Source organism: Actinomadura sp. J1-007, from assembly GCF_009793335.1.
In the GTDB taxonomy this organism is placed as follows: Bacteria; Actinomycetota; Actinomycetes; order Streptosporangiales; family Streptosporangiaceae; genus Spirillospora; species Spirillospora yumaensis.
Genome location: NZ_WING01000002.1, coordinates 507,747 through 533,179 on the forward strand (window position 1 = coordinate 507,747; position 25,433 = coordinate 533,179).

General features: G+C 74.3%; 19 protein-coding genes and 2 pseudogenes. 14 read left to right on the plus strand and 7 right to left on the minus strand.

Annotated features, from left to right (window positions below):
• Positions 1-43: 43 nt before the first annotated feature.
• Positions 44-1,372, minus strand: coding sequence for a M20/M25/M40 family metallo-hydrolase (locus GEV43_RS36310; RefSeq protein WP_309240120.1), 1,329 nt, complete (start codon positions 1,370-1,372; stop codon positions 44-46).
• A 105-nt stretch (positions 1,373-1,477) separates the two neighbouring features.
• Between GEV43_RS36310 and GEV43_RS36315 the strand changes: the two genes are divergently transcribed.
• The 5 genes from GEV43_RS36315 to GEV43_RS36335 are packed head-to-tail and all read left to right on the plus strand — an operon-like array spanning position 1,478 to position 7,219.
• Positions 1,478-3,169 (plus strand): ABC transporter substrate-binding protein, encoded by a 1,692-nt coding sequence (locus tag GEV43_RS36315; RefSeq protein ID WP_241684170.1) that lies wholly within the window; start codon positions 1,478-1,480, stop codon positions 3,167-3,169.
• 6 nt (positions 3,170-3,175) lie between these two features.
• Positions 3,176-4,102 carry an ABC transporter permease gene (locus GEV43_RS36320; RefSeq protein WP_160825284.1) on the plus strand — a complete coding sequence of 309 codons (927 nt, stop codon included), beginning with the start codon at positions 3,176-3,178 and terminating at the stop codon, positions 4,100-4,102.
• On the plus strand, positions 4,102-5,094 hold the full coding sequence (locus GEV43_RS36325) for an ABC transporter permease (protein WP_160825285.1): 993 nt from the start codon (positions 4,102-4,104) through the stop codon (positions 5,092-5,094). The genes GEV43_RS36320 and GEV43_RS36325 overlap by 1 nt, the downstream gene beginning before the upstream one ends.
• 9 nt (positions 5,095-5,103) lie before the next feature.
• Positions 5,104-6,141: an ABC transporter ATP-binding protein gene (locus GEV43_RS36330; protein ID WP_309240121.1), complete on the plus strand. Its 1,038-nt coding sequence runs from the start codon at positions 5,104-5,106 to the stop codon at positions 6,139-6,141.
• Between the two features lie 28 nt (positions 6,142-6,169).
• Complete coding sequence (locus GEV43_RS36335) at positions 6,170-7,219, plus strand: dipeptide ABC transporter ATP-binding protein (RefSeq protein WP_160826033.1); 1,050 nt, start codon at positions 6,170-6,172, stop codon at positions 7,217-7,219.
• A gap of 48 nt (positions 7,220-7,267) precedes the next feature.
• On the opposite strand, the gene GEV43_RS36340 is transcribed toward GEV43_RS36335, so the two are convergent.
• On the minus strand, positions 7,268-8,836 hold the full coding sequence (locus GEV43_RS36340) for a phosphodiester glycosidase family protein (RefSeq protein ID WP_160825287.1): 1,569 nt from the start codon (positions 8,834-8,836) through the stop codon (positions 7,268-7,270).
• 98 nt (positions 8,837-8,934) lie between these two features.
• On the opposite strand from GEV43_RS36340, the gene GEV43_RS36345 reads away from it, so the two are divergent.
• The 8 genes and pseudogenes from GEV43_RS36345 to GEV43_RS52065 all read left to right on the plus strand — a co-directional run bounded on the left by GEV43_RS36345 (position 8,935) and on the right by GEV43_RS52065 (position 17,792).
• Positions 8,935-9,801, plus strand: coding sequence for a spermidine synthase (locus GEV43_RS36345; RefSeq protein ID WP_160825288.1), 867 nt, complete (start codon positions 8,935-8,937; stop codon positions 9,799-9,801).
• Between the two features lie 91 nt (positions 9,802-9,892).
• Entirely contained in the window at positions 9,893-11,947 is a 2,055-nt protein-coding gene (locus tag GEV43_RS36350; protein WP_241684171.1) for an ATP-binding SpoIIE family protein phosphatase, read from the plus strand.
• A gap of 266 nt (positions 11,948-12,213) precedes the next feature.
• Positions 12,214-13,056: an amino acid ABC transporter permease gene (locus GEV43_RS36355; RefSeq protein WP_160825289.1), complete on the plus strand. Its 843-nt coding sequence runs from the start codon at positions 12,214-12,216 to the stop codon at positions 13,054-13,056.
• Positions 13,053-13,790, plus strand: coding sequence for an amino acid ABC transporter ATP-binding protein (locus tag GEV43_RS36360; RefSeq protein WP_160825290.1), 738 nt, complete (start codon positions 13,053-13,055; stop codon positions 13,788-13,790). The genes GEV43_RS36355 and GEV43_RS36360 overlap by 4 nt, the downstream gene beginning before the upstream one ends.
• Positions 13,791-13,851: 61 nt before the next feature.
• Complete coding sequence (locus GEV43_RS36365; RefSeq protein WP_160825291.1) at positions 13,852-14,691, plus strand: ABC transporter substrate-binding protein; 840 nt, start codon at positions 13,852-13,854, stop codon at positions 14,689-14,691.
• Positions 14,692-14,700: 9 nt separating this feature from the next.
• Complete coding sequence (locus tag GEV43_RS36370; RefSeq protein ID WP_206681558.1) at positions 14,701-16,698, plus strand: CocE/NonD family hydrolase; 1,998 nt, start codon at positions 14,701-14,703, stop codon at positions 16,696-16,698.
• Positions 16,699-16,707: 9 nt separating this feature from the next.
• Positions 16,708-17,444 (plus strand): annotated as a pseudogene (locus tag GEV43_RS36375) (DUF5937 family protein); the annotation flags it as partial.
• Between the two features lie 36 nt (positions 17,445-17,480).
• Positions 17,481-17,792 (plus strand): metalloregulator ArsR/SmtB family transcription factor, encoded by a 312-nt coding sequence (locus tag GEV43_RS52065; protein WP_309240232.1) that lies wholly within the window; start codon positions 17,481-17,483, stop codon positions 17,790-17,792.
• Between the two features lie 12 nt (positions 17,793-17,804).
• Here the strand turns inward: GEV43_RS52065 and GEV43_RS36385 are convergent, their stop codons facing one another.
• Both GEV43_RS36385 and GEV43_RS36390 read right to left on the minus strand, forming a co-directional pair.
• On the minus strand, positions 17,805-19,019 hold the full coding sequence (locus GEV43_RS36385) for a hypothetical protein (RefSeq protein ID WP_309240122.1): 1,215 nt from the start codon (positions 19,017-19,019) through the stop codon (positions 17,805-17,807).
• A gap of 131 nt (positions 19,020-19,150) precedes the next feature.
• A complete protein-coding gene (locus GEV43_RS36390; protein WP_160826037.1) occupies positions 19,151-20,296 on the minus strand; it encodes an acyl-CoA dehydrogenase family protein in 1,146 nt (381 codons plus the stop codon).
• Between the two features lie 66 nt (positions 20,297-20,362).
• Between GEV43_RS36390 and GEV43_RS36395 the strand changes: the two genes are divergently transcribed.
• On the plus strand, positions 20,363-20,977 hold the full coding sequence (locus tag GEV43_RS36395; protein ID WP_309240233.1) for a TetR/AcrR family transcriptional regulator: 615 nt from the start codon (positions 20,363-20,365) through the stop codon (positions 20,975-20,977).
• Positions 20,978-21,017: 40 nt separating this feature from the next.
• On the opposite strand, the pseudogene GEV43_RS55450 reads toward GEV43_RS36395, so the two are convergent.
• The 3 genes and pseudogenes from GEV43_RS55450 to GEV43_RS36410 all read right to left on the minus strand — a co-directional run bounded on the left by GEV43_RS55450 (position 21,018) and on the right by GEV43_RS36410 (position 25,366).
• Positions 21,018-21,847 (minus strand): annotated as a pseudogene (locus GEV43_RS55450) (DUF4253 domain-containing protein).
• 217 nt (positions 21,848-22,064) lie between these two features.
• Positions 22,065-24,638, minus strand: a complete 2,574-nt coding sequence (locus GEV43_RS36405) for an ABC transporter permease (RefSeq protein WP_160825294.1) — start codon at positions 24,636-24,638, stop codon at positions 22,065-22,067.
• Positions 24,635-25,366: an ABC transporter ATP-binding protein gene (locus tag GEV43_RS36410; protein WP_206681559.1), complete on the minus strand. Its 732-nt coding sequence runs from the start codon at positions 25,364-25,366 to the stop codon at positions 24,635-24,637. Before GEV43_RS36410 ends, GEV43_RS36405 begins: the two co-directional genes overlap by 4 nt.
• Between the last annotated feature and the right edge of the window lie 67 nt (positions 25,367-25,433).

A 25,433-nucleotide genomic window follows, 5' to 3' on the forward strand; every position in this document is an offset into this window, starting at 1 on the left:
CGCCCGGCCCCATCGCCCGCCCGGTCGCGTCGCGCGCCCGGTCTCAGCGCGTGTCGAGGAAGCGGTCGAGCACGCGGGTGCCGAAGCGCAGCCCCTCGACCGGGACGCGCTCGTCCACCCCGTGGAACATCCCGAAGTAGTCGAGGTCCGGGCCGAGCAGCAGCGGCGCGAAGCCGAAGCTGGAGATCCCGATCCGGTTGAACGACTTGGCGTCCGTCCCGCCCGGCATCACGTACGGCACGGGGTGCGCGGCCGGGTCCTCGGCCCGCAGCGACGCGGCGAGGTCGGCGAACGTCGCGCCCGCCGGGTCGGCGGCCGGGGCCTCCTCGAAGTTGATGAACTCGCGGGTGACGCGCGGGCCGAGCAGCCGGTCCACGGTGGCGAGGAACTCCTCGCCCGTCCCGGGCAGGTAGCGGCCGTCGACCTGCGCGGTCGCGGCGCCGGGCACGACGTTGACCTTGTAGCCGGCGTCCAGCCGGGTCGGGTTGGCCGAGTTGCGGACCGTCCCGGCGAACAGCCGCCCGGCGCCGCCGAGCCGCCGGGCCTCCTCGTCGAGGCGGTCGTGGTCGATGGTCGTGCCGAGCGCGTCCGCCAGCCCGTCCAGCAGGGCCCGCACGCCCGGCGTCAGCCGGACCGGCCACTCGTACGAGGCGAGCCGGGAGACCGCGTGGGCGAGTTCGGCGACCGCGTTGTCGGGCGCGGGCTTGGACCCGTGCCCGGCCGTGCCGCGCACGGTCAGCCGCATCCAGGCGGTGCCGCGCTCGCCGGTCGCGATCGGGTAGATCCGCCGGCCCGACCCGTCCGGCGCGTCGGTGCTGAACCCGCCCGACTCGCTGATCGCCTCCGCGCAGCCGGTGAACCAGTCGCGGTGCTCCGCCGCGACGTACCGGGAGCCGAGGTCGCCGGTGCACTCCTCGTCGGCGAGGAACGCCAGCACGAGGTCGCCGCGCGTCCGGCGGCCCTCGCGCAGCCGCTGCCGCACCGTCGCGAGCGTCATCGCGAGGGTGCCCTTCATGTCGACCGCGCCCCGGCCCCACACGCAGCCGTCCCGCACCTCGCCGGAGAACGGGTGGACGGTCCACTCGGCCGGGTCGGCGGGCACGACGTCCAGGTGCCCGTGCACGAGGAACGCGGGCGCGGACGGGTCGGTGCCCGGGATCCGGGCCAGCACGCTCGCGCGGCCCGGCGCCGACTCGACGATCTCGGCGCGCACGCCCACCTCGTCCAGCAGCGCGGCGACGTGCTCGGCGGCGGGGCGCTCGGGGCGGCCGCGCCCCTCGCCCTCGTTGGTGGTGTCGATGCGGATGAGGTCGGCGCAGATGCCGGCCACCTCGTCCGCGGCGGTCCTGGGGAGGGTTTCGGGCTGGCTCACGGCACCTGGCCTTCCGTCGGGTTCTGCGAAGTCAGCGGTCTCGATCCGGTGACGAATCGCTAAGCGGCGTACCGAAAACGCCTTAACGGTACGACGCTGACCGCAATGCGGCGGGCCGTGACGCGCCCGGCATGTGCGCGGACGGAGTGCGAGGAGGAGCATGACCAGGCTCAGGGGCGCGGACCGGAAGGTCCGCGGGGGCGCGGGGGTTTCGACCGGACGGCCGCGGGCTTCGCCGCGACCCTGCTCGCGGTGTCGGTCGGCGCCGCCGCCTGCGGAGGCGGCGGGAAGTCGGGCGACGGGACGTTCACCGCGGGCCATCCCGAACCCGAGCACCTGACGCCGGGGCGGTCCACCAGCAGCTACTCGTTCGACGTGATGAGCGGCCTGTACGACAACCTGGTGGGCCTCACCAAGGACGGCAAGACCTACGAGCTCGCCGCGCAGTCACTGGAGAGCAAGGACCAGAAGGTCTGGACGATCAAGCTGCGGCCGGGCATGAAGTTCCACAACGGCGAGCCGGTCACGGCCGGGAGCTTCGCCGACTCCTGGAACAACGCCGCGTACGGCCCGAACGCCTACGGCGCCAACGACTACTTCTCGCACTTCAAGGGGTACGACGAACTCAACCCCGAGGACGAGGACGCCAAGCCGAAGACCGACAAGCTGTCCGGCGTCGAGGTCGTCGATGACACGACGCTCAAGGTCACGCTGAACGACCCGTTCAACCAGTTCCCGCAGCTGCTCACCTATCCGGCGTTCGGGCCGCTGCCGAAGGCCGCGTTCAAGGACCTCAAGGCGTTCGACGAGCACCCGATCGGCAACGGCCCGTACCAGATGAGCGGGAACTGGGAGCGCAACAAGCAGGTCAAGCTGGTGGCGTTCCCCGGCTACGCCGGGCCGCGCAAGCCGAAGAACAAGGGCGTCACCTGGAAGAGCTACTCCAGTGCCGACACCGCGTACACCGACCTGCGCGCGGGCCGCATCGACGTGCTCCAGACGATCCCCGCCGCGAAGGTGGCCGAGGCGAAGCGGCTGCTCGGCGACCGGTTCCTGCCCCGCGAGATGGGCACCATGGACTACCTCGGCTTCCCGATGTTCGACAAGCGGTTCGAGAACGCCGACCTGCGCAGGGCGATCTCGATGGCGATCGACCGGCAGGGCATCAACAAGGCCGTCTACAACGGCGACTACATCCCGGCCGACTCCCTCCTCCCGAAGATCATCGAGGGGCACCGGCCGAACGCGTGCGGCGAGCTGTGCACGTTCAACCCGACGAAGGCCAAGCAGCTCTACGACAAGGCCGGAGGGTTCAAGGGGACGCTGGAGCTGTACTTCTCCAACGCCCAGCCGACGTACTACGCGTGGATGCAGATCGTCGCGAACTCGCTGAAGCAGAACCTCGGCATCAAGGACGTGCAGTTCCGGCAGGTCCCCGCGTCCGACTACTTCTCGATGCTCACCAAGCGCGAGGAGAAGGGCCCGTACCGGCAGAACTGGGAGGCCGACTACCCGAGCGCCCAGAACTACCTGGAGAACCTCTGGGAGAGCGGCGCCAACCGCATGGGGTGGAAGAGCAAGGAGTTCGACGACCTGATCGCCAGGGCCAACCGGATGCCCGACCCGAAGGCGGCGCTCCAGGTCTACAACCAGGCCGAGGACGTCGCGATCCGCGAGATGCCGATGGCGCCGCTGTGGACGTGGGCGGGGCAGGGCGGCCGGTCCGACCGGGTCTCCAACGTCACCATCACCGCCTACGCGACAGGGCTGCTGGCCAACGAAGTGACGGTGAAGTAGCCCGCGATGTGGCGCTACGTCCTACGGCGGCTGCTCCAGGCGGTCCCGGTCTTCATCGGGACCACGCTGCTCATCTACGCGCTGGTGTTCGCGCTGCCCGGAGACCCGATCCAGGCGCTCGCCGGTGACAAGCCCGTCCCCGAGAACGTCCTGAACACGCTGCGCGACCGCTACAACCTCAACGACCCGCTGCTCGTCCAGTACGGCAAGTACATGTGGGGGCTGTTCCAGGGCGACCTCGGCGAGAACTACGACGGGCAGAAGGTGTCGGAGATGCTCGGCGGGCGCTGGGGCGTGACGGCGCAGCTCGCCCTCACCGCCTGGGCGTTCGAGCTGGTCCTCGGCATCGCGCTCGGCGTGTGGGCCGGGCTGCGGCGCGGCAGGGTCGCCGACACGCTCGTCCTCGGCGGCACCACGCTGCTGATCGCCGTCCCGGTGTTCGTGCTCGGCTACACCGCGCAGATCGTCTTCGGGCTGAACCTGAAGTGGTTCCCGTCCGCGGGCGCCGACGACGGCTGGCCGCTGAGCTACCTGCTGCCCGGCATGGTGCTCGGCTCGCTCGGCCTGTCGTACGTGGCGCGGCTGACCCGCACCAGCCTCGCCGAGAACCTGCGCGCCGACTACGTCCGCACCGCGCACGCCAAGGGCCTCGGCCGGGCGCGGGTGGTCGGCCGGCACGCGCTGCGCAACTCGCTGATCCCCGTGGTGACCTACCTCGGCGTCGACTTCGGCTCGCTGATGGGCGGCGCGATCGTCACCGAGGGGATCTTCAACCTGCCCGGCATCGGCCAGCAGGTGTTCCAGTCGATCCAGCTCAAGGAGGGCCCGGTGGTGGTCGGCGCGGTCACCCTGCTGGTGCTGATCTTCCTGCTGGTCAACCTGGTCGTGGACCTGCTGTACGGGTGGCTCGACCCGAGGATCCGGTACGAGTGATGAAGTCGAACGACACGGGCGCGCCCGAACCGGGCGGCCTCGAAGCCCTCGACCCGTCCGGCCCCGCCGCCGGGCCCGCCGCGGCGGGCGCGGGCGCGCCGGGAGCGCAGGCCGCGGCCGTCGCGGAGGCGGGCGGCGTCATCGGCGCCGCCTCGCTGTGGAACGACGCGTGGCGCGAGCTGCGCCGCCGGTGGGTGTTCTGGGGGTCGGTCGCCGTCCTCGCCGTCGTGGCGGTGATGGCGCTGCTCCCGGGGCTGTTCACCGACCGGGACGTCAACCAGGGCTGCGACCCCAACGTCTCCAAGCTCGGGCCGTCCGGCGACCACTGGTTCGGCACCGACCTCGCGGGCTGCGACTACTACGCGCACGTCGTGCACGGCGCGCGGCCGACGCTGCTCATCGGCGTCGCGGTCACGCTGTTCGCGTTCCTGATCGCGGTGGTGTTCGGGCTGCTGTCGGGCTACTACGGCGGGGTGCTGGACGCGGTGGTCGCGCGGCTGACCGATGTGTTCTTCGGGCTGCCGTTCGTGCTCGGCGCGACCGTCATCCTCGTCGCGTTCCCGAGCCACGGCGTCGGCGCGATGACGCTGGTGCTGGTGCTGCTCGGCTGGACCACGATGATCCGCATCACCCGGGCCCAGGTCCTGTCGGTGCGGGACGCCGACTACGTGCAGGCCGCGCGGCTGCTCGGCGCGTCCGACCTGCGCATCATGGCGCGGCACATCCTGCCGAACGCGATCGCGCCGGTCGTCGTGGTCGCCACCCTCAACATCGGCAACGTGATCGCGGGGGAGGCCACGCTCGACTTCCTCGGCGTCGGCCTCCAGTACCCGGAGGTGTCGTGGGGCCTCCAGCTCAACCTCGCGCAGTCGTACTTCGTGGACCACCCGCACCTGCTGGTCTTCCCCGCCGTGTTCCTGTCGCTGACGGTGCTGAGCTTCCTGATGCTCGGCGACGCCGTCCGCGACGCCCTCGACCCGAAACTGCGGTAGCGCATGGATGTGACGAAGGACGCCCCGCGCGCGGACGGCGCGCCGGGCGAGGACGAGGCCCCGCTGCTGGCGGTGGACGGCCTGAGTGTGGAGTTCCGCGTGCGCGGCCAGGACGTGCGGGCGGTGAACGGCCTGTCGTACACCCTCGCCGAGGGGGAGACGGTCGCGATCCTCGGCGAGTCCGGCTCGGGCAAGAGCGTCGCCGCGCAGGCCGTGATGGGCATCCTCGACACCCCGCCCGCCCGGATCACCGGCGGGTCGGTGCGGCTGCGCGGCGAGGAGCTGCTCGGGCTGCCCGAGCGGCGGCGCCGCGAGTACCGGGGCGAGCGGATCTCGATGATCTTCCAGGACGCGCTGTCCGCGCTGAACCCCGTCTTCACGGTCGGGGACCAGCTCGGCGAGATGTTCCAGGTGCACCGGGGGATGCGGCGCAAGGCCGCCCGCGCCAAGGCCGTGGAGCTGATGGAGCGGGTCAGGATCCCGTCCCCGGAGCAGCGGCTCGGCGACCACCCGCACCAGTTCTCCGGCGGGATGCGGCAGCGCATCATGATCGCGATGGCCGTGGCGCTGGAGCCCGACGTGCTGATCGCCGACGAGCCCACCACCGCGCTCGACGTCACCGTGCAGGCGCAGATCATGCGGCTGCTCGCGGACATGCGCGACGAGCTGCGGACGGGCCTGATCCTGATCACCCACGACCTCGGCGTCGTCGCGGGCGTCGCGGACCGGATCGTGGTCATGTACGCCGGGTCCGTCGCCGAGCACGCGCCCGCCCGCGAGCTGTACGCCCGGCCCGCGCACCCGTACACCAAGGGGCTGCTCGCCTCGGTCCCGCGCCTCGACCGGCGCGGCGCGGACCTCGTCCCCATCAAGGGCGCGCCGCCCAACCCGGCCGCGCTGCCGCCCGGCTGCCCGTTCCACCCGCGCTGCCCGCGCGCCGAGGCGGTCTGCGCGGTGGAGCGCCCGCCGCTCACCCCGGTCGCGCCCGGCCACGCCGCCGCCTGCCACTTCGCCGAGGAGGTCCACGGTGCCGCAGCCGCCGGATGACGACGCCCAGCCCGCCGACGACCGCCCCGTGGACGCCGCGTCCGCCGACGCGCCCGCCGCTGACGCGCCCGCCGGCGGGGCGCCGATCCTCCAGGTCGAGGGGCTGGTCAAGCACTACCCGGTGACGCGCGGGGTGGTCTTCAAGCGCGAGGTCGGCCGGGTCAAGGCCGTGGACGGCGTCGACCTCGAACTGCGGCGCGGCGAGACGCTCGGCGTCGTCGGCGAGTCGGGCTGCGGGAAGTCCACGCTGGCCAAGCTGCTGCTCGCCGCCGAACGGCCCACCGCCGGAACGGTCCGGTTCGAGGGCCGCGACATCTTCACGCTGCCGAAGGGCGAGCTGCGGGCGCTGCGCCGCCGGATCCAGATGGTGCTCCAGGACCCGTACTCCTCGCTCAACCCCCGGATGACGGTCGGCGACATCGTCGGCGAGCCGTTCGCCGTCCACCCCGAGGTCGCGCCCAAGGGCGAGCGCCGCGGACGGGTCCAGGAGCTGCTGGAGCTCGTCGGCCTCGACCCCGACCACGTCAGCCGCTACCCGCACCAGTTCTCCGGCGGCCAGCGGCAGCGCGTCGGCATCGCCCGCGCGCTCGCGCTGCGCCCCGACGTCATCGTCTGCGACGAGCCGGTCTCGGCGCTGGACGTGTCGGTGCAGGCCCAGGTGATGAACCTGCTCGCCCGGCTCCAGCGCGAGCTCGGCCTCGCGTACGTGTTCATCGCGCACGACCTGGCCGCCGTCCGGCACATCTCCGACCGGATCGCGGTGATGTACCTCGGGAAGGTCGTGGAGACGGGCGACGAGGCCCGGATCTACGAGCGGCCGACCCACCCGTACACCCAGGCCCTGCTGTCGGCCGTCCCCGTGCCCGACCCCGAGGCGCGGGGCGGGGCGGACGAGATCGTCCTGGAGGGCGAGCCGCCGTCGCCGCTCGACCCGCCCTCCGGCTGCCGGTTCCGCACGCGGTGCTGGAAGGCGGAGGACGTCTGCGCGCGGGACGAGCCGGCCCTGGAGGAGCGCGAGCACTCCGACCACCCGAGCGCCTGCCACTTCGCCGCTCCGCTGCCCGCCGTCCAGCGCTGACCGGCGGCGGTCAGCGCGTTCGGAGGCGGGCGGCAGGCGGCGGCGGGCTCAGCGGGGCGTGAGGAGGACGGCGTCGCCGACGAGGCGTTCTCCCGTGGCGTCGCTCGGCCGGTTGACCAGGCCGGAGCGGGCCGTCGCCATGGTGGACGAGCCGCCGCCGTCGAAGTTCATCGCCTGGACGGCGCCGAGCGACCGCATCACCTTCCCGGCCTCCTCGATGGACAGCCCCTCGCTGTAGCCCGCCGCGCGGCCGTCCGCGACGGCGAACAGCAGGCGTCCGCGCGCGTCCACCCCCGCCATCGTGCGCGGGTTCCGGCGCAGCACCCAGTTGTAGTAGAACGACCGGTCCTCGCCGGTGTGCACGAGGCCGTCGCCGTAGGCGTTCACGCCGACCCGCCCGTCGCGGACGAGCCGGGGGCCCGCGCCGAGGATCGACGTGCGCCGGTCCAGGCGGACGCGGCGGCCCCGGTCCAGGACCCGTTCGGAGAACGCGGGACGCGTGCCGGGCCCCGCGTGGGCGCGCAGCCACTCCGCCGCCGTGCCGATGGCCTGGACGGTCCGGCCCCCGGCCGGGACCGGGCCGCCCCGCGCCGCGCGCACCTCGGTGACGCGGCCGCGCCGGTCCAGGACCGCCTCGGCGCCCTCGCCCGCCGGGGTGGACGGCCCGTACTCCGGCGTGAACGCGACCAGCTCGTCCGGGTCGGCGCAGACCACGTCGTGCTGCGGACGCCCGGTCGGCAGGTCGCCGCCGACGCCGCCGCAGTTGTCGACCTGGCCGGGCACGCGGTTGACGCCGTCGAGCTCGCGGCTCGCGCCGTCCCCGGCGCGGATCCGCAGGTCGGTGGAGAGCTCGGCGACGCGGGCGCGCCGCCCGTCGCGCGGCAGGACCAGCGCCGTGCGGCCGTTGTTGGCCTCGCTCAGCAGCTTCCCGTCCACCACGTGCAGGCCCGCCGAGCCGCCCCTCCCGGCAGAGGTGAAGTACGTGCCGTTCACCCCGGCCACCGCGCCGCTCGAACGGACCATGTCCGACACCTTGTCCACGGTGCTGAGCGGGCCGCCGGTGGACGACACGACCTCGCCCCGGTAGGCGCGCGGGTCCACGGTCAGCACGTGCAGGCGCCACGGGCCCGTCGTCGTCCCGCCGTCCTGGGCGGTGTAGGACGTTCCGGCCTTGAAGCCCTTGGCGGTCAGGGCGGCCAGGTCCTTCTTCGCGCCGTCCTCCGTCGCGTAGCGGCCGACGCGGACCGTGTAGCCGACCACGCCGGGCCGGACGTCGGCGAAGCGCGGGCCGTTCACCGGCTCCACCCGCGGCTGGAAGCCCGCGGCGGCGAGGCGGCGCGCGACGTCCTCGGCGGTCGCCTTCGGCGCGATGACCGCGCCGGAGTTGCCGGGGACCGGGAGGCGCAGGTGCAGCGTCCAGGCGTCCGCTTCGGACTTCGCGCCCCGCACGATGGTGGTCAGGGTGACGCCCCGGGCGAGGCGTTCGGTGGAACGCTCCTCGTGCAGGCCGGACGGCCCGAGCGGGAGCGGGTCGAAGCCCCGCGCCGCGGCGGCGGGGGCGGTGAGGGACGCGGCGGCGGTGACGGTCAGGGCCGCGGCCAGGAGGGTTCTTCGCATGCGCGGATGGTCGCGCGCCGCGGTGACGGGCGGGTGAGGCGCGGGGGAGCGGCCGGTGATCGTTACGGGGACTCCCGGCCGGTCCGTAGGGTGGGGGGATGGGACGCAAGGGCAGGGGACCGGCGGGGCCGAGGCCGGACCGGTTCCGGGTCGCGGGCGGCGAGGCCGAGCTGCTGCGCGACGCCGACCGCGACGGCGGCTGGGTGCTGTGCGTCGGCGGCGTGCCCCAGTCGTACGTCGACCTCGCCGACCCCACCTACCTCGACTTCGAGTACATGCGGCTGATGGGCGACGTGGTCGACTGCCTCGGCCCGGCGGGCGAGGCGTTCGACGCCGTGCACGTCGGCGGCGCGGGCTGCACGCTGCCGCGCTACATCGCCGCGACGCGGCCCGGGTCCCGGCAGATCGTCCTGGAGCCGGACGGCGAGCTCGTCCGCGCCGTCCGCGAGCTGCTGCCGGTCAGGAACGTGCCCGGCCTGAAGATCCGCGTCACCGACGGGCGCAGCGGCCTCGCGGCGGTCGGCGACGAGGCCGACGACCTGGTGGTGCTCGACGCGTTCACCGAGGCGTCGATGGCGGTCGAGCTCGCCACCCGCGAGTTCGCGCTGGACGCCGCGCGGGTGCTGCGGCCCGGCGGCGTCTACCTGGTCAACGTGGCCGACGGGTTCCGGCTGCCGTTCGCGCGGCGGGTCGCGGCGACGGTCCGCTCGGTGTTCCGGCACGCGCTGCTGCTCGGCGACCCCGGCGTGCTGCGGGGCCGCCGGTTCGGCAACCTGATCCTCGCCGCGTCCCGCGAGCCGCTGCCGTCGGACGAGCTGCGGCGGCGGGCGGCGGGCGGCATCGCGCGGGCCCGCCTCGTCGAGGGCGCCGACCTCACCGCGTTCTGCGCGGGCGCCCTGCCGCTCTACGACGAGGAGGACATCGTCGCGCCGGTTCCGCCGCCCCAGGTGTTCGGCCGCTCGTGACGCGTTCGGCGAACGGGGGCGAAGCGCCGAAAGCCCCGCGTCCGTAGGAGTATCGGTCTCATCGGACCGCCCGATGTCCCATAATCGAGCGATGGAGTCGTCCACCCGAATTCTCATTCTCGGCATGGACGCGTCGGGGACCGTGCTCCAGTTCGACCGCAACGCCGCGGCCGTCCTGGCCGCGGACGCCGACGAGCTGCTGGGCGCCCGCCTGGACGAGGTGATCGAGGGCGCGCTGGAGCCGCTGCTGGAGGCGGTGCGGGCCGGGCGCGAACGCACCGCCATGCTCGCGGTGTCGGCCCGCACGGGCGCGACCCTCGACGCGGTCGTCACCGTCCACCCGGTCCGCGGCGGCCTGCCCGGCCTCGCCGCGCTCGCCCTCATCCGCGTGCCCGTCCCGCTCGCCGACCGGTTCCTCGACCCCGCCGTCATCCGCCGCGCCCTGCTCGACGACTCCCTGCCCCGCATCGGCTCCACCCTCGACCTGGACCTGCTGTCGCGCGGGCTGATGGACGTGCTGGTCCCGCACTTCTGCAACGCGGGCGCGCTGCTGCTGCTGGAGAGCATGGTGGACGCCGACGAGCCGTCCGCCCCGGGCGGCGACCAGCTCATGCGGCGGATGGCGATCGGGTTCGACGACGCCGACCCGGCGTGGGACGCCACGTTCCCCACCGGCGAGACGCTCACCTACCCGGCGGGCACGCCGTACGCGCGGTGCGTCGCGACCGGCGAGCCGGTGCTGCTCGCGCTCGGCGACGAGCGCGCCACCGAGATCGCGGCGGTGTGGCGGCGCCCGCCGGTCGCCGACCTGCTCAAGGGCGCCTCGATGCTGCTGCTGCCGATCGTCGCCGACGGCGCGGTGCCCGGTTTCTTCGTCTGCACCCGCAACACCGCGCACCGCCCGTTCGACGCGTACGACGTGGAGATCGGGATGGAGTTCGCGTCCCGCGCGTCGATCTTCATCGAGTCCGCGCGGCGGTACGGGCGCGAGCGCGCCACCGCCCTCACCCTCCAGCGCAGCCTGCTGCCGACCGGCCTGTCGGCGCCCGCCACGGTCGAGGTGCACCACCGCTACCTGCCCGGCAGCCGGCTGATCGAGGTCGGCGGCGACTGGTACGAGTCGATCGCGCTGCCCGGCGCCCGCGTCGCGCTCGTCGTCGGCGACGTCGCCGGGCACGGCGTCCGCGCGGCCGTCACGATGGGACGGCTGCGCACCGCGATCCACACCCTCGCCGGGCTGGAGCTGCCGCCCGCCGAGGCCCTGGAACGGCTCGACTCCCTGATGGTCACGCTCGGCGAGCGCGAGCCGCACTTCGCGACCTGCGCCTACGTCGAGTACGACGCGGTCACCGGCCGCTGCGAGGTCGCGTCCGCCGGGCACCTGCCGCCGCTGCTCGCCCCGCCCGGCGCCGACGCCGAGTACCTCGCCGTGCCGCCCGCGCCGCCGCTCGGCGTCGGCGACGGCCCGATCGTCAGCCGCGCGTTCACCGTCGAGGACGGCACGCTGCTGTTCCTCTACACCGACGGCCTGGTCGAGAACCGCGCCCGCGACATCGACGACGGCCTCGCCCGGCTGCGCCGCACGTTCGCGGCGGGCGCGACCGAGCGCCCGCTGGAGGAGCTGTGCCAGGAGGCGCTGGACGGCGTGTACGACGACCAGCACCGCGACGACATCGCCATGCTCGTCGCCCGCCTGCACCGCATCCCGGCCGGCGACCACGCCTCGTGGGAGCTGCCCGGCGACCCCGCCGCCGTCCGCCGGGCGCGCGGCCTGATCCGCGACCGGCTCGCCGGGTGGGGCCTGGAGGAGATGGTCGACTCGACCGTGCTGCTGGCGTCCGAGCTGGTCACCAACGCGATCCGGCACGCGGGCGGCCGGATCACGCTGCGGCTCGTCCGCGAGGGCGGCCTCGTGTGCGAGGTGTTCGACTCGTCCGACGGGCGTCCCCGCGTCCGCCAGCACGGCGCGGCCCTCGAAGGCGCGGCCGGCGCGGACGGCGCGGACCCGGACGGCGCGGACCGCGGCGCCGCCGGCATGGCCGAGACGGGACGCGGCCTGCACGTCGTCGGCCGCCTCTCCGAACGCTGGGGCGTCCGCCGCACCGCGGGCGGCAAGGCCGTCTGGTGCGAGCAGTCCCTCCCCTGAGACCACGATCCCGGCCCCCGGCCCGCCCCTCGGCGGACGCCTCGCACGGCCCCTTCCGCTCCGGCGGCAGGGGCCGTGCGCGTGTCCGGAAGGCGTCCCCGGGGCGTCCCGCGGGCGTCTCAGGGGCGTTCCCATAGTTAACAGCTTGGCGCAATGATCGCGGTCAGAGGGCTGTAGGTGTTCCTATACTGCGCCGGGGCCGGGTAAGCGCGCCCGGACTCGGACGACCCACCCCCTGATGCCGCGATTCGCCGATCGGAGCCGCCGTGAACGACTTTCTCCACACGTTCTTCGACTGGTCGGAGATCACCGGCATCCTGCCCTCGCTGCTCACCGAGGGGCTGCGCAACACGCTGCTGATCGCCGTGCTGGCGATCCTGTTCGGACTGGCCGTCGGCGTGCTGCTGGCCATGCTGCTGCTGTCGCGGCGGCGCCTGGTCCGGCTGCCCGCCCGGATCTACGTGGACGTCTTCCGCGGCCTGCCGGCGATCGTGACGGTCAGCCTGATCGGCCTCGGCCTCCCGGCCGCGGGCGTCCGCCCGTTCGGCCGCAGCCCGCTCGGGTACGCGGTGATCGCCGTCGGGCTGATCTCGGCGGCGTACTGCGCGGAGATCTTCCGGTCGGGCATCCAGTCGGTGCCGCCCGGGCAGATGCAGGCGGGCCGCAGCCTCGGCATGTCGTACCTGACCACGATGCGGCTCGTGATCGTCCCGCAGGGCGTCCGCAACGTGCTCCCGGCGCTGACCGGGCAGTTCATCGTGGACGTCAAGGAGAGCTCGCTGGTCTACCTGCTCGGCCTCGGCGCCGGGCAGCGCGAGCTGTACTTCATCGCCCAGGAGCAGCAGGCCGCCAGCTACAACGCCTCGGCGCTGGTCGCCGCGGGCCTGTGCTACCTGGTGATCACGATCCCGCTGACCTACCTCGTCAACTGGCTGGACCGGCGGATGCGGGAGGGCAGGCCGGCCCGGACGGCGGGCGGGGCCGCCGACCCCGGGGCGCCGCCCGACGGCGCCGGGGCGGGCGCCGGCGGCGCGGTCGGCGCGGGCGTGGACGGCAAGGCGGAGGGCGCGCTCCTGACGGCGCGCGACGGCGGAGAGGGGCGGGCATGACCGCGACGGCGGCGATCAGCGTGCGGGACCTGCGCAAGGCGTACGGCCCGAACGAGGTCCTGCGCGGGGTGAGCTTCGACGTCGCCCCGAACGAGGTGCTGTGCGTGATCGGGCCGTCCGGCTCGGGCAAGTCGACCATGCTCAAGTGCCTCAACCTGCTGGAGCGGCCGACCGGCGGCAGCGTGGTCGTCGCGGGCGTCACGCTGACCGATCCGAAGGCGGACGTGGACGCCGCCCGCACGAAGATCGGCATGGTGTTCCAGCACTTCAACCTGTTCGGCCATCTGGACGTGCTGAGCAACGTCACGCTCGCGCTGCGCCACGTGCGCAAGCTCGGCCGCGCCGAGGCGGAGGAGATCGCGCACGCGCAGCTCGCCCGGCTCGGCCTGGCCCACCTGGCCCGGCACCGCCCGGCCAACCTGTCGGGCGGCCAGCAGCAGCGCGTCGCGATCGCCCGCAGCCTGGCGATGAGCCCCGAGGTCATGCTGTTCGACGAGGCGACCTCCGCGCTGGACCCCGAGCTGGTCAAGGACGTGCTCGCCGTGATGCGCGAGCTGGCCGGCACCGGGATGACCATGGTCGTCGTCACGCACGAGATGGGCTTCGCCCAGGAGGTGGCCGACCGGGTCATCTTCATGGACGGCGGACTGATCGCCGAGGACGGCGGCGCGCGCGAGGTCCTGGGGGACCCGTCGAGCCCGCGGCTCCGCGAGTTCCTGTCCCAGGTCCTCTGACCGACCCCCTGTAGCTCGTCCGCGGGGCCCGATCGCGCCCCGCGGTGGAAAGGAACGCTCCATGCGGAAGACCCCTCTGGCCCCGGCCGTCGCGGCCGGCGTCACCGCCGTCCTCGGCCTGTCCCTGGCCGCCTGCGGCGGGGACTCGGGCAAGGACGACCCGTACGGCCTGGAGGTGCCCGGCACCATCACGGCCGCGGTCTCCACCGACCAGCCCCCGTTCGCCAAGGCCGCCAAGGGCGGCAGGCCCGAGGGCTTCATCGTCGACCTCACCGACGAGGTCGCGAAGCGGCTGAAGCTCAAGGTGAGCTACAAGTCCAGCACGGTCCCGGCCGCGATGCAGGGCCTGACGACCGGGCAGTACGACCTCGGCGCCAGCGGCCTCGGCGTGACCGCGGAGCGGCAGAAGCAGGTCGCGTTCACCAAGGGCCTGTACTGGAGCACCACCGAGGTGCTCACGCTGAAGAGCAACCCGGCGTCCAAGGTCACCGACTTCTCCGGCAAGAGGACCGGCGTGGTCACCGGCGCCGTGCAGCAGGCGTTCGTCAAGAACAAGATGCCCGGGGCGAAGCAGACCCAGTTCCGCGACCAGAACGCGGCGGTGTCCCAGCTCCTGTCGGGCAACATCGACGCGTTCGTGGTCGGCGGGCCCGACGCCCAGGCGTACATGAAGCGCTACGACAAGCTCAAGGTCGCCGTCTCCGCTCCGGTGGACCACCCGACCGCGATGGCCGTCCAGAAGAAGAACACCAAGTTCCTGAAGGCCGTGGACGACCAGCTCGCGGCGATGGTGCAGGACGGCACGTACATCAGGATCTACCGGACCTGGTTCACCGAGCCGCCGCAGCCGGAGCTGGTGAAGATCTGGCCGGGGCTGAACGGCTCGCAGGGGAAGGGCTGATCCCTCGCGATGACGGTGATGGACATGGGGGCCGCCGCCGAGGAGATCGGGCTGCCGGGCGGCGGCTCGGTGTGGCGGCGGACGGTGCGCACCCCGGTGCGCGACGGCGTCGAGCTGGTGGCCGACCTCTACACGCGGGACCGGGAACCGGCGCCGCGCCCGGTGCTGCTGGAGCGCACCCCGTACGGGCGCAGGGCCCGGCGGGAGTCGGACGGCCTGGACCGCGACGGCCGCCCGGTGCCGCCCGAGCGGTCCGCGGCGTTCTTCGCCCGGCAGGGGTTCAACGTGGTGCGCCAGGACTGCCGGGGGCGCGGCGACTCCGGCGGACGGTTCGTCAAGTACCTCGGTGAGGCCGAGGACGGCTACGACACCGTGGAGTGGATCGCGGCGCGGCCGTGGTGCGACGGCCGGGTCGCCACCACCGGCGTCTCGTATTCGGCGCACGCCCAGACGGCCCTCGCGGCCCTGGCACCGGACCACCTCGCGGCGATGTTCGTGGACTCGGGCGGGTTCGCCAGCGCCTACGAGGCCGGGATACGCATGGGCGGCGCGTTCGAGCTGAAGCAGGCCACCTGGGCGTACCGGCACGCGCTGAACAGCCTCGCGGCGCAGCGCGACCCGGTCGTGCGCGCCTCGCTCCAGTCGCAGGACCTGCGGGCCTGGTTCCACGCGATGCCGTGGCGGCGGGGCGCGTCGCCGCTGCACGCGACGCCGGAGTACGAGGAGTACCTGCTCCAGCAGTGGGAGCGCGGCGCGTTCGGCGCGTTCTGGCGGCAGCTCGGCCTGTTCGGGCGCGGCTACTACGACCGGTTCCCCGACGTGCCGAGCCTGCACATGGTGAGCTGGTACGACCCGTACATCCGTACCGCCGTGGAGAACTTCCAGGAGCTGAGCGCCTGCAAGACGAGCCCGGCCTACCTGGTGGTGGGCCCGTGGACGCACGGCGCGCGCAGCGTCCCGTTCTCCGGCGACGTCGACTTCGGCGAACGGGCCACCCTGGACGGCAACCTCGCCCCCGACTACTGGGAGTTCCGCGCCCGCTGGTTCGCGCGGCACCTCGGCACCGAGCCCGGCACCGCCGACACGCCGGACGGCCCGTCCGACCCGTCTGCCCCGTCCGGCTTCGACGCTTCGGACGGCTTCCCGCGCGTCCGCTACTTCCTCATGGGCGGAGGCAGCGGTCGCCGCAACGGCGACGGACGCCTGGAGCACGGCGGCCACTGGCGCACCGCGGCCGCGTGGCCCCCGCCCGAGTCGTCCCCGCTGCGCCTGTACCTGCGGCGCGCCGGAACGCTCACCGAGGCGCCTCCGGACCCCGGCGCGGACGACCACCTGGAGTACGACTTCGATCCGGCGGACCCGGTGCCCACCATCGGCGGGCAGATCACCTCGGGGGAGCCGGTCATGGTCGGCGGGGCGTTCGACCAGTGCCCGACCGAGGACACGTTCGGCTGCGAGCCGCCCTTCCTGCCGCTGTCGAGCCGTCCCGACGTGCTGGTCTTCCAGACCGGGCCGCTGGAGGAGGACGTCGCGATCGCCGGTCCGGTCGAGGTGCGGCTGTCGGTGTCGTCGAGCGCGCCGGACACCGACTTCACCGCCCGCCTCATCGACGTGCACCCGCCGAACGAGGACTATCCGAACGGCTACGCCATGAACCTCACCGACGGCATCCTGCGCTGCCGGTACCGGAACTCCTACGAGCGGCCCGAGCCCATGGTCCCCGGCGAGGTGTACGCGATCACGGTCACCGTTCCCGACACCGCGAACCTCTTCGCCAAGGGGCACCGGATCCGGTTGGACGTGTCGTCCAGCAACTTCCCGCGCTTCGACGTCAACCCCAACACGGGGGGCTCGGAGGCCGACTCCCGGCGGCGCGTCGTCGCCGTCAACCGGATCTGGCTCTCGCCGGAGCACCCGTCCTGGCTGGCGGTGTCCAAGCTGCCCGCCGAGCCCGGGACGTCCGCCGAGCCCGGGACGTCCGCCGAGTCCGGGACGTCCGGTGGCTAGACTCCAGCCGTGGTCGTAACGCTCGATGTCGAAGGGGCGCGGGCGTCGCACTTCGTCGCCGGGACCTCACCGCTCGCGGAGCTGATGGCCTGCCTGCACACGCTGGCCGAGCCCGAGCACCACCCGGAGTCCCGCGAGTGGCTGGCGCGGGTCCGCGACGGCCTGCCCGGCACGCTCGTCCAGGCGCTGAACTACCACGCCCCGCTCTGGGCCCGGTACCGGTGCCGGCTGTTCTACCCGGTCCAGCCGCCGCTGGACCGGTCGCTGCCCGCCGAGCTGGACGCGCTGCGCCGGCTCGACCCGCGGACGTTCGCGCAGCTCGCGGCGTACGCGATCCGCGGGATGACCTTCGCGGGCGCGGGCGAGATCGCCGGCGGGGCGGCGCAGCGGTCGTTCATCCGGGCCAGCGAGCGGCACTCGTTCTCGCGGGGGAGCTGGCCCGCGCCCTGGTGGACGACCCCGAGCGGTTCCGCGACGGGCTCGTCGAGACGGTCGAACGGTGCGCGGCGGCGTTCTTCGACGCCGAGTGGCGCCGCATCGGGCCCGGCCTGAAGGACACCGCCGCGAAGGTCGGCGCCCAGCTCCGCAGGGAGCCGCCGAGCACCGTGCTGACCTCGGTCACCCCCACGGCCACCGGCACCGAGCGGCCCGCGCGCGTCCACTACGACAAGCTCCAGTCGGGCGTCGGGAAGGTCAGCGACCGGGGCTGCTTCCTCATCCCCACCCTGCACGGCTGGCCCCACCTCATCCTCAAGCTGGACGAGACCGATCTGCCGCTCGTCGTGCACTTCATCGCGGGGGACTGGGAGCAGCGCCCCGGCGTCCCCCAGTCCCTGATCCGCGACCGGCTGGCGGCGATCGCCGAGCCCGGCCGGTTCGAGATGTGCCGGCACCTGCTCGGCGAGCCGATCACCACGTCCGAGCTGGCGAAGCGGATGGGGGTCTCCGAACCGCAGGTCTCCCGCCATCTGAAGCGCCTGCGCCAGGTCGGCCTGGTCACCTCCCGCCGGGAGGGCCGCATGATCTACCACCGCCTGCACCCGCAGCTGGTGCTGTCGCTGGGGTCGGACGTCCTCACCGCGATCATGCGCTGAGGCGGGCGCGGGTCAGCGCAGCACGGAGATGTGCACGTGGTCGTAGTGGTTCTGGGTGATGCTGCCCCGGTCCTCCATCGGCCGCCAGCCGGGGAAGCGGATGTTCCAGATGTGCTGGCGCCAGATCACGTACGAGATGCCGAGGCGCCGCGCGTTGCTGATGGCGTACTGCGCGACCTGGTCGCCGTGCCGCCGCGCGCTCGCGCTCGGCATCGCCCCGCCGGTGCTCTCCATGAAGTCGCAGGCCCGGCCGTCGCCGTGGTCCTGCGGGTCGCCGCTGCCGCGGTAGCAGCCGATGGCCGGGAACGGCCCGAACATCCCGTCGACCGCCATCACCACGTTCCGCATGGTCGGCGTCATCATGTTGCCGGTGATCGGGGAGCGGGCCCCGCCGACGCCGTCCGGACGCCCGGTCACCCGCGGCGGCTGCTTCGGCGCCTTCGCCTTCGAGGGCGTGCCGGACGACGCGCCGCCGAGCCGGGCGACCTTCGTCCCGCGCGGCAGGATGCCCTTGAGCCGCTTGGCGAGCTTCTTGGCGTCGGCCTTCGGCGCGCTCAGCACCAGGCCGTTGCCGTCCGGCATCCCGAGCGTGCGGGCCTGCGCCCGCGACACGACCGCGTCGACGTCGCCGATGCCCATCGAGGCGTACGCGCCGACCCTGACCTGGCCGGGCTTCGCGGTGCTGCCCGCCGGGACGACCTGCCCGAGCGGCAGCGACCCGTCCTGGCTCAGCCCGAACGACACGGCGAGGCCGCCCGTCGCGACCGTCTGCCAGAGCTGGTCGGACTCGGCGGTCTGCCGCGGCGCGAACGCCCGGAACGTGGAGGGGTCCACGCCGAGCAGCCCGACCCGGCGGCCCGCGACCTGCGCGCGGGCGGCGTCCACGACCGCCACGCCGGTGACGCCCTTCAGCCGCCGGGCCTTCGCCACCGCCTCCGGCGGCAGCGTGCCCGTCCCGGCGATCAGCAGGTCGGGGGTGAGGCGCCTGGTCAGCGGCGCCACGGGCGGCGGCCCCGGCGCGGCCCCGCCGGCGACCGAGACCAGGTCGCCCGTGCCGTGCCGTTCGCCGCCGTCGCCGCCGACCCGGCCGCTGACGAGCAGTGCCACGTCGGCGGCCAGGGTGAGGGCGACCGCCGCCCCGACCACGACCGGCAGCGTCCCGCTCACCCGCCGTGCCCGCCCCGCGCCGCGCGCCGCCCCCGCCGTCGCCGACCCACGCTTTCGCACCTGGCCTCCGGTCCTTTCGCCGTGCCGGTCACAATGCCGGGCCGCGGCGAGGAGGGGCTCGCCACCGATCACGTGTCCTGCGTCGCATCGTAGACAGCCCGCCGCGCATCCGGGAAGTGCGGCCCGGCGGGTCAGAGCCCGGCGTCGCGGCCGATGATCTCCTTCATGATCTCGTTGGAGCCGGCCCAGATCCTGGTGACGCGGGCGTCCATCCAGGCGCGGGCGACGCGGTACTCGCGCATGTAGCCGTAGCCGCCGAACAGCTGCACGCAGCCGTCGATGACCTCGTTCTGGACGTCGGAGGACCACCACTTGGCCTTGGAGGCGTCCACCGCGGTCAGCTCGCCCGCGACGTGCGCGGCCAGGCACTGGTCGACGAACGCCTGCGCCACGTCCAGCTTGGTGATCAGCTCGGCGACCAGGAACTTGTTGTGCTGGAACGCGCCGATCGGCCGCCCGAACGCCGTGCGCTCCTTGACGTAGTCGACCGTCTCCTCCAGGACGCCGCGCGCGTGCGCCACGTTGGCGATCGCGCACGACAGCCGCTCCTGGGGGAGCCGCTCCATCATGTGGACGAAGCCCCGGTCCAGTTCGCCGATCAGGTGGGAGGCGGGGACGCGGACGTTCTCGAAGAACAGCTCGGAGGTGTCGGCCTCGGGCTGGCCGACCTTGTCGAGCTTGGCGCCGCGGGTGAACCCGGGCGTCCCGGCCTCGACGCCGAACAGCGAGATGCCCTTCGCGCCGCGCTCGGGGTCGGTCTTGGCGGCCACGATGACCAGGTCGGCGTGGCCGCCGTTGGTGATGAACGTCTTCGAGCCGTTGATCACCCAGGAGTCGCCGTCGCGGACGGCGGTGGTCCTCAGCGCCGCGAGGTCCGAGCCGCCGGACGGCTCGGTCATGCCGATCGCGGTGACCAGCTCGCCCGTGCAGAAGCCCGGCAGCCACCGCTTCCCGGCCTCCTCGGTGGCCAGCTCCAGCAGGTACGGGGCGCAGATATCGATGTGGATGCTGACGATCGAGTTGTACGCCGCCGCGACCCGCGCCAACTCCTCGCCGATCACCGCGTTGAACCGGAAGTCGCCCGCGCCCTGCCCGCCGTGCTCCTCTGGCACCTGCATGCCGAGCAGGCCCTGGCGGCCCGCCTCCAGCCACACCTCGCGCCTGAGCATTCGCTCAGCGCGGATGTCCTCGTCGAGCGGGACCAGGGTGCGCTGCACGAACTGCCGTACGGACTCCCTGAACAGCTCGTGGTCGGGTTCGAAGACGGTACGGCGCATGGTGGACTCCTCCTGGTTCGGGCGATTCGGCGGCCAGTCTACTGAGCGATCGCTTACCATCGTCGGGTGAGCCCCAGCGACGAGATCTGGTCCGCGGTGACGCCCGAGGCGTCCCGGCGGCTGCTGGCCGCCGCCGTCGAGTCGTTCGCCGAGCTCGGCTACCACGGCACCTCCACCCGGCACATCGCGGCGGGCGCGGGGATGAGCGCCGGCGCGCTGTACGTGCACTACCGCACCAAGGCCGACCTGCTGTTCCGCATCGCGCTGCTCGTGCACGAGTCGGTGCTGGAGGCGCTGCGCGGGTCGGTCGAGGGCGTGCCGGGGCACGCGCGGCGCGTCCGGGCCCTGATGTACGCGTTCGCCCGCTGGCACGCCCGCCACCACCGCGCCGCCCGCGTCATCCAGAACGAGCTCGGCGCGCTGGAGGACGAGCACGCCCGCCGGATCGCGGCCCTGCGCCGCCGCGTCCGCGCCCTGCTCCACGACGAGGTGCAGGCGGGCGTCGCCGCCGGGGCGTTCGACGTGGCCGACGTCGCGGGGACGAGCCGCGCGCTCGCCTCCCTCGCCATCGACGTGTGCCGCTGGTACCGCCCGGAGGGGCCGAGCTCGCCCGAGGAGATCGGGGCGCTCACCGCCCATCTGGCGGCCCGGATCCTGCGCTGCGAGGACGGCGCGGCCTGAGCGCGCGGTCAGGCGCGGCGGGCGGGGCCCGGCGGGACGGTCAGTCCCACCAGAACGACCAGGAGGTTTTGCCGCGGATCTCCTCGGCGTAGCCGGCGAGGGTGCCGGGGCCCTGGAAGAGGATGTCGGGCAGAACGCCCAGTGCTCCGCGGCGACGTGGACGGCGTGGCGGGTCGTGACCGGCGGGGCGGCGACGCTCAGGTCGAGGGTGTTGAAGCCGAGGCCGACGACGCGGGCGCCGAAGCGGTCCTCCCAGCTCCGGACGACCGCCGCGAGGGGAGCGGTCCACTCGTTGTGGTTGAGGGCGCCCTGCCAGCCGACGGCGGCGAGGGCGTCGGCGCCGCGGTCCACGGCCGACAGGCCGAGGGACAGGCCGCGGGAGGCGAGGTGCCGGGCGTGCCGGTCGGCCATGGCCCCGGGGTCGTCCACCGGCACGCCGGGGGCGGCGGGGCCGGGGCAGTGCCGCCCGTACGGGGCGAGGTCCTCGTGCTCCTCCTCGTCGGCCTGGTCGGCCCAGTCGGCCCACACCTCGTACATGAACGCGGCGGGCGCGTAGTTGTCGACGTCGGCGACCGGCTCGGGCGCGACCTGCCCGGCGGCCCAGGGCTGGTCGGAGTCGTCCAGGAGCAGCGGCCACAGGCCCGACGCCTCGTGCTCGGCGCGCACGCGGGGCCACAGGTCGGCGGTGACGGGCTCGTCGCTCACCCAGAACGCCGGCCGCATGAGGAGCTGCCGCTGCGGGTAGCCGGGGTCGGGCCACACGACGTCCCCGGCGGGCAGCGTCACCGACAGCGCCCGCCCGACGGCGTCGTCGGCGAACAGCTGGGAGAGGTCGCCCGGCAGGTGCCGCCGGAGGTCCAGGTCATCCATTTCACGCCGTTCCGGTACAGATCGTGCCAACGGGATCTTGGCACTCCGAGATGGTAACGGCGTCGGGGGCGCCTGGGGGACCGGCCGCCAGGTTCGGTCGCCGGTCCGGGCGGGCGCGAGCGGTCCGGACGCCCCGGCGCCCGCCGCCGACCAGCGCACTCGGCGCGGCGGGCGTTCGGCGGCGGGTGCTCGGCGGCGGGCGGTCAGCGGCGGGCGTTCACTGGCCGTCCGCGTTCGCGGCGCCGCGCAGCAGGGACCGCGCCGGCACGAGGACGGCCGCCGCGCCGGACGCGGCCACCACGAGCAGCAGGGCAGCGCACATGAGCGGCGGAACGGTCGGCAGCGGCAGCCCGCTCACGGCCGTCGCGAGCGCCAGGAGGGTGACGGCCGCGATGAGGACGCCGGTCGCGATGCCCGTCCCGAGGACGATCGCGGCCTCCAGCCGCAGCATCCGCATCACCTGCCGCCGCGTCGCCCCGACCAGGCGCAGCAGCGCGAACTCGCGCCGCCGCGCGGCCGTCGCGAGGGCCAGGGTGGTGACGACGCCGATGAGGACGAACCCGGCGATCGCCGCGACGACCACGTAGTTCACCACGCCCTGGAGGCGGAGCTGCTCGGACAGCCGCGCGCCGAGCTCGTCCGGGCCCGCCGCCCGCACGCCCGCGTAGCGCGCCGCGACCGGCGACAGGTCCGCCCTGCCCCGGACGAGCACGTGGTCGTCCAGCGGCGACGCCGCGTGCGCGGCCACCAGGTCGTGCGGCAGCAGCAGGTCGCCGAACCCGAGGCCCCGGTCGTAGATCGCGACCACGCGGGGCTCGATCCGGGTCCCGTCGCCGAGCCACATCGTCTTGACGGACCCGACGTGCAGACCGCTCGCGACGTCCCGGCTGAGCGCGACGGCCCGGCCGCGCAGGTCTGCGAGGCGCCCGGACGACACCTTCGGGTCCATGGTCCGTTCGGCGTCGGGCGACACGCCCCGGGCGGTCAGGGACCGCAGGTTCCTGTCGCCCAGCTCCTTCACGGTCATCACGACCGTCGTGTTCTTGACGGCCGTCGCGGCGGTCACGCCGGGCAGGGCCCGCGCCGCGTCCGCCGCCCCCGCCGGGACGCCGGGCCCGGCCGAGACCAGCACCCGGTCGGCGCGGTTCCCGTCCGCCGCCTGGGCCTTCGTCGTGTGGACGACCGTGGACTGCGCGAAGAGCTGCGTCCCGGCGAACGCCACGGCGAGCGCGACCGGCGTGATGATCGACCCGGCCCGCAGCGCGGCGGCCGCCGCGCCGTGCACCGCGAGCCGTCCCGCCACCGGCGACACCCGGCGCGCCGCGCCGCCGAGGACCCGCGTCCCGAACCGGGCGATCAGCGGGCCGAGCAGCGCCGTCGCCACGATCAGCGCGATCACCAGGCCGCCGACCGAGGTCGTCGCCGCGGGTCCGGTGGCGGTCGTGGAGAACCCGAGCGCGTTCAGCCCGAGGACGAGGAACACCGCGCCCGTGATCGTCCGCCAGCGGGGCAGCGCGGCCGGCTCGGCGGCCGCCTCGCCGAGCGCCTCGACGGGCCTGATCCGGGTGAGGCGGAGCGAGGCGAGGAACGCGCTCGCCGTCCCGGCGAGGAGCGTCGCGGCGAACCCGGCGAGGGCGGGCAGCGGGCTGAGCGCGAGCCCGAACCCGTCCGGTACCGCGCCCTCGTGCCGCATCAGCCCGTACATCAGCGCGCCGGCGGCGAGCGACAGCGGCGCGCCGAGCAGCGCGGCGGGCAGCGCGATCCGGAACGTCTCGCGGACGACCGTCCGGCGCACCTGCCCCGGCGTCGCGCCCACCGCCCGCAGCAGCGCGAACACGCGCGCCCGCTCCCGCACCGACAGGGCGATCAGCCCGCTGACCACCACGAGCATCACCAGCACGGAGATCGCGGCGAACGCCGCCCCCACGTCCAGGAGGTCCGGGCGGGCCGCCGCCACCGAACGGTCCTCGACGTCGCCCCGCGCGTCCCCGGTCGCGACCGTCGCCCCGGCGGGCGCGGCCTTCCGCAGCGCCCCGGTGTCGACCTTCCCGTCCGCGAGGACGGCGAGCGCGTCGGCCTGCCCCGGGTGGCCGCTGAGCGCGGCGGCGGCCTGCGGCGCGAAGTACGCCGCCGGAGGCCCGCCGGGCGCGACCAGGCCCGTCACCCGGTACGGGCGCGGGACGTCCCCGATCTGGAGGCGGACGACCGCCCCGGCCTCCACCCCCGCGCGCGCGTCGAGCGCGACCTCGCCGGGCGCCTGCGGGGCCCGTCCCGCGCTCAGCCTGGACGGGCGGAGGGCCGCGGAGTCCCAGCCGTGCCCGTCCAGCACCCGCCCGGCGCCGGCCACCACGGGGAACGACACGTCCGGGACGACCGCGCGCACGCCGGGCACGGCCCGCAGCCGCTCCGCCGCCGACACCGGCAGGCGCGCGGGCTCGGTCAGCGGCCTGCTCTGCTTCTCCGGGTCCGACCCGGGACGCTTCATCACGCGCTCGATCTTCTGCGGCCCCGTCACGACCGCCTTGGCCGCGCCGTACCGCTCGACCGGGGCGTGCGCCCGCAGCGCGGACTCCACGAGCACCCCGCACGCGCCCACGAGGACGGTCGCGAACACCAGCGCCACGAACGCTCCGACGTACGCGCCCTTCCCCGCTCCGAGCGGGCCCCGCACCGACCTCTTCCCGGCCTTTCCCGCCTTCCCCGCCTTCACGGCGCTCTTCTCCGCACGCTTCTCCGCCTTCGCGGCGGCCTTCGCGGCGCGCTTCTCCGCGCGCTTCTCCGCGCGCTTCACAGGGACTCCCAGCGGGCCGCGACGGACGCGGCGGACGGGGACGCCAGCTCTTCCACGATCCGGCCCCGGTCCAGGAACAGCACCGAGTCGGCCCACGCGGCGGCGGCCGGGTCGTGCGTCACCAGGACCACGGTCTGCCCCGTCTCGTCGACCGTCTCGCGGAGCAGGCGCAGCACCTCGCGCGCCGTCCGCGGGTCCAGGGCGCCCGTCGGCTCGTCCGCGAAGACGACCTCGGGCCGCGTCACCAGCGCGCGGGCGAGGGCCGCGCGCTGCTGCTGCCCGCCCGACAGCTCCGACGGGCGGTGCCCGAGCCGGTCGCCGAGCCCGACCCGCCGCACCACCTCGTCCAGCCAGGCCGGGTCCGCCCGCGTCCCGCCGAGCTGGAGCGGCAGCGTGATGTTCTGCTCGACGTCCATGGAGGGGACCAGGTTGAACGACTGGAACACGAACCCGATGCGCTCCCGCCGCAGGCGCGTCCGCTTGGCCTCCGACAGCCGCCCGATGTCGGTCTCCCCGATCCGCACCGTCCCGGAGGTCGGCCGGTCGAGCCCGGACGCGCAGTGCAGGAACGTGCTCTTGCCCGACCCCGACGGCCCCATCACGGCGGTGAACCCGCCGCGCGGGAACGGCCAGGTGACCCCGTCGAGCGCCGTCACCGGCCCGTACGTCTTCGTGACCGACTCCAGGCGCACCGCGTACGTGGTCGCCTCGGCCGTCAGCATCGTCATGTCCCCTCCGTGGAAAGCCCGTTCACCTGGACGAACCTAGGTTTCGGGCGGGTCCCGGCACATGGGC